This window comes from Streptomyces sp. NPDC054840 (genome assembly GCF_053611065.1).
This window is the reverse complement of sequence record NZ_JBSGZP010000670.1, coordinates 1-3978: the sequence shown is the minus strand read 5'-3', so window position 1 is coordinate 3978 and position 3978 is coordinate 1. Positions and strand designations below refer to the sequence as shown.

At 69.9% G+C, this 3978-nt stretch carries 4 protein-coding genes; 3 read left to right on the top strand and 1 reads right to left on the bottom strand.

Annotated elements, in window-relative coordinates; translation table 11 throughout:
- Positions 1-242: 242 nt before the first annotated feature.
- Entirely contained in the window at positions 243-917 is a 675-nt protein-coding gene (locus tag ACWGIU_RS31945) for a response regulator (protein WP_453711599.1), read from the bottom strand.
- Positions 918-1244: 327 nt separating this feature from the next.
- On the opposite strand from ACWGIU_RS31945, the gene pdhA reads away from it, so the two are divergent.
- The 3 genes from pdhA to ACWGIU_RS31930 form a co-directional block, all read left to right on the top strand.
- Entirely contained in the window at positions 1245-2447 is a 1203-nt protein-coding gene (gene pdhA, locus ACWGIU_RS31940; protein WP_453711598.1) for a pyruvate dehydrogenase (acetyl-transferring) E1 component subunit alpha, read from the top strand.
- Entirely contained in the window at positions 2447-3427 is a 981-nt protein-coding gene (locus tag ACWGIU_RS31935) for an alpha-ketoacid dehydrogenase subunit beta (RefSeq protein ID WP_453711597.1), read from the top strand. The genes pdhA and ACWGIU_RS31935 overlap by 1 nt, the downstream gene beginning before the upstream one ends.
- A 12-nt stretch (positions 3428-3439) precedes the next feature.
- Positions 3440-3978 (top strand): biotin/lipoyl-containing protein (locus ACWGIU_RS31930; RefSeq protein WP_453711596.1); only part of this gene is annotated, 539 nt, incomplete at its 3' end.

The following is a 3978-nucleotide window of genomic DNA, read 5'->3' as shown; positions in this document are numbered from 1 at the left end:
AGCGGGTGCACCGTGACGAACCGCGGTTCGATTCGCACGTGGACGGCGTCGAAGACTCGGCCGTCGATGAAATGCGGAACCGGATCAAAAAGGTCCAGTTCAGTGTGGGTGGGCTCGATGACGCGCGCCGTTCCCGTGCATCGGACCGACCGGAGTTCGGGCTCAGGCGCCTTGGAATGGCCCGGCCCGACAGGCCGCCGATCCGCCGTCGCAGGCGTGGGAGTCCAGGTGTGCAGGGCGGGTCAGCGGTGGGCCGAGCGGCGCTCGGCCTGCAGGCGGGCCACGTAGGCGGCGGCCTGGGAGCGGCGCTCCATGCCCAGCTTGGAGAGCAGGCTGGAGACGTAGTTCTTGATCGTCTTCTCGGCCAGGTGCAGCCGCTCGCCGATGACGCGGTTGGTCAGGCCCTCGCCGATCAGCTCGAGGATCTTCCGCTCCTGCTCGGTGAGGTGCGCGAGGCGGTCGTCGCCCCGGCCGGTCCTGCCGCCGTCGCGCAGCCGCTCCAGGACGCGGGCGGTGGCGGCCGGGTCGAGCAGCGACTTACCGGCGGCGACGTCGCGTACGGCGCTCAGCAGCTCATTGCCGCGGATCGCCTTGAGCACGTAACCGGAGGCACCGGCCATGATCGCGTCGAACAGCGCCTCGTCGTCGGCGAAGGAGGTCAGCATCAGGCATTTGACGTCCTCGTCCTGCGAGCGGACCTCGCGGCAGACCTCCACACCGCTGCCGTCGGGGAGGCGGACGTCGAGGACGGCCACGTCGGGACGGGTGGCGGGAATACGGATCAAGGCATCCGCGGCGGTACCGGCCTCGCCGACGATCTCGATGTCCTCTTCGACCGACAAGAGCTCGTGGACGCCCCGACGTACCACTTCGTGGTCGTCCAGGAGGAATACCTTGATTTTTCCGTCTTCGCGCACGAAGTCAGTTTCACACACTCACCTCTTCCCTGCCGGAGTTACCCGGGATAACGTGCCGTTGTTCCCGGCCCCTGCAAGGCTGTGACCAGTGGTTGTTCCCGTTGCTGCGTTTTTACTAGGAAATCCAAGCAAAAACGCAGGTCAAACGGGGTTTCGCAGTTATGCGGCGCACTGGGTAACGTGCATTGCGCAGGGCACTCGCCGGGGCACCTGTCACGCCTGAATCCCCGTACGCGACGCGCACCCACCCCGTGCGCTCGTTACGGATACAGGTGAGCCGCACTGGACCCCGGAGAACCCGGGTGCCGGACCGACGGAGGAGCACACGTGACCGTGGAGAGCACTGCCGCGCGCAAGCCGCGACGCAGCAGCGGCACCAAGCGGGCGGCAGGCGCGGCGAACGCCGCCGCCGAGCCCGCCGCTGCCACCGCGCAGACGCAGGACGCCGTACCTCAGCTCGTACAGCTGCTGACGCCCGAAGGGGACCGGGTAGACAACGCGGACAACGCGGAATTCGCCCCCTTCGTCGCAGCCATCACCACCGAGGACCTGCGCGGTCTGTACCGCGACATGGTCATGACACGCCGTTTCGACGGTGAGGCGACCGCCCTGCAGCGTCAGGGCGAGCTGGGCCTGTGGGCCTCGCTCCTCGGGCAGGAGGCCGCCCAGATCGGCTCCGGCCGGGCGCTGAACGACGAGGACTACGTCTTCCCGACCTATCGCGAGCACGGCGTGGCCTGGTGCCGCGGGGTCGACCCGACCAACCTGCTCGGCATGTTCCGCGGCGTGAACCACGGCGGCTGGGACCCGAACACCAACAACTTCCACCTCTACACGATCGTCATCGGCTCGCAGACGCTCCACGCGACCGGTTACGCGATGGGTGTGGCCAAGGACGGCGCGGATTCCGCGGTCATCGCCTACTTCGGCGACGGCGCGTCCAGCCAGGGCGATGTCGCCGAGGCGTTCACCTTCTCCGCCGTCTACAACTCCCCCGTGGTGTTCTTCTGCCAGAACAACCAGTGGGCGATCTCCGAGCCGACCGAGCGCCAGATGCGCGTGCCGCTCTACCAGCGCGCGCAGGGCTTCGGCTTCCCGGGCGTGCGCGTCGACGGCAACGACGTGCTGGCCTGCCTGGCCGTGACCCGCTGGGCCCTGGACCGGGCCCGCCGGGGCGAGGGCCCGACCCTGGTGGAGGCGTTCACGTACCGCATGGGCGCGCACACCACCTCCGACGACCCGACGAAGTACCGGCGGGACGAGGAGACGGCGGCCTGGGAGGCCAAGGACCCGATCCTGCGCCTGAAGGCCCACCTGCTGGCCACCGGGGGCGCCGACGAGGCGTTCTTCACGGAGCTGGAAGCGGAGAGCGAGGCGATGGGCAAGCGCGTGCGCGAGGCCGTGCGCGCCATGCCCGACCCGGACACCATGGCGATCTTCGAGAACGTCTACGCGGACGGGCACGCGCTCGTCGACGAGGAGCGCGCCCAGTTCGCCGCCTACCTCGCGTCCTTCGAGGAGGGTCACTGATGGCTGTCGAAAAGTTGTCGATCGCCAAGGCGCTCAACGAGTCGCTGCGCAAGGCGCTGGAGCAGGACCCCAAGGTTCTGATCATGGGTGAGGACGTCGGCAAGCTCGGCGGCGTCTTCCGGATCACCGACGGCCTGCAGAAGGACTTCGGCGAGGAGCGGGTCATCGACACCCCGCTCGCCGAGTCGGGCATCGTCGGCACCGCCATCGGCCTGGCCCTGCGCGGGTACCGGCCGGTCGTGGAGATCCAGTTCGACGGGTTCGTCTTCCCGGCGTACGACCAGATCGTCACGCAGCTCGCGAAGATGCACGCGCGTGCCCTGGGCAAGGTCAAGATGCCCGTCGTCGTGCGCATCCCGTACGCGGGCGGCATCGGCGCGGTCGAGCACCACAGCGAGTCCCCCGAGGCGCTCTTCGCGCACGTGCCGGGCCTCAAGGTGGTCTCCCCCTCGAACGCGAGCGACGCCTACTGGATGCTCCAGCAGGCGATCCTCAGCGACGACCCGGTGATCTTCTTCGAGCCGAAGCGCCGCTACTGGGACAAGGGCGAGGTCGACTTCGACGCCATCCCCGGTGAGCTGCACAAGGCGCGTGTGAGCCGCGAGGGCTCGGATGTCACCCTGGCCGCCTACGGTCCGATGGTGAAGGTCTGCCTGGAGGCCGCGGCCGCGGCCGCCGAGGAGGGCAAGTCGGTGGAGGTCCTCGACCTGCGCTCGATGTCCCCGGTCGACTTCGACGGGATCCAGGCCTCGGTCGAGAAGACCCGCCGGCTCGTGGTCGTCCACGAGGCGCCGGTCTTCCTCGGCGTGGGCGCGGAGGTCGCCGCTCGCATCACGGAGCGGTGCTTCTACCACCTGGAGGCGCCGGTCCTGCGCGTGGGCGGTTTCCACGCCCCGTACCCGCCGGCCCGCCTGGAGGACGAGTACCTGCCCGGCCTGGACAGGGTGCTCGACGCCGTCGACCGCTCGCTGGCGTACTAGGAGACCCGCGTCATGACCATCCGCGAATTCAAGATGCCCGATGTGGGCGAGGGCCTCACCGAGGCCGAGATCCTCAAGTGGTACGTCCAGCCCGGTGACACGGTCACCGACGGTCAGGTCGTCTGCGAGGTCGAGACGGCCAAGGCCGCCGTGGAACTGCCGATCCCGTTCGACGGTGTCGTGCACGCCCTCCTCTTCGAGGAGGGCACCACGGTCGACGTCGGCCAGGTCATCATCTCCGTGCAGACCGGCGAGGCAGAGGCTCCGGCCGCTGGCGCTGGCGCTGTGGCGGAAGCGGCTCCGGCCGTCGCCGAGCCGGCCCCGGCCGCCCGCCAGCCCGTCCTGGTCGGCTACGGAGTCTCCGAGGCCTCCACCAAGCGCCGCCCGCGCAAGGCCGCCCCGGCCCCCGCCGTGGCCGCGCAGAACGGCACCGCGGCTCCGGTGGCCGCCCCCGCGGCTCCGGCCGCACCGGCGCCGCTTCCCGCCGCACCGGCGCAGCCGGCCGGTGAGCGGCCGCTGGCCAAGCCGCCGGTGCGCAAGCTCGCCAAGGA

Coding starts and splice junctions, on each gene's coding strand:
- ACWGIU_RS31935 (WP_453711597.1), top strand. CDS start 2,447: ATGGCTGTCGAAAAGTTGTCGATCGCCAAGGCGCTCAACGAGTCGCTG.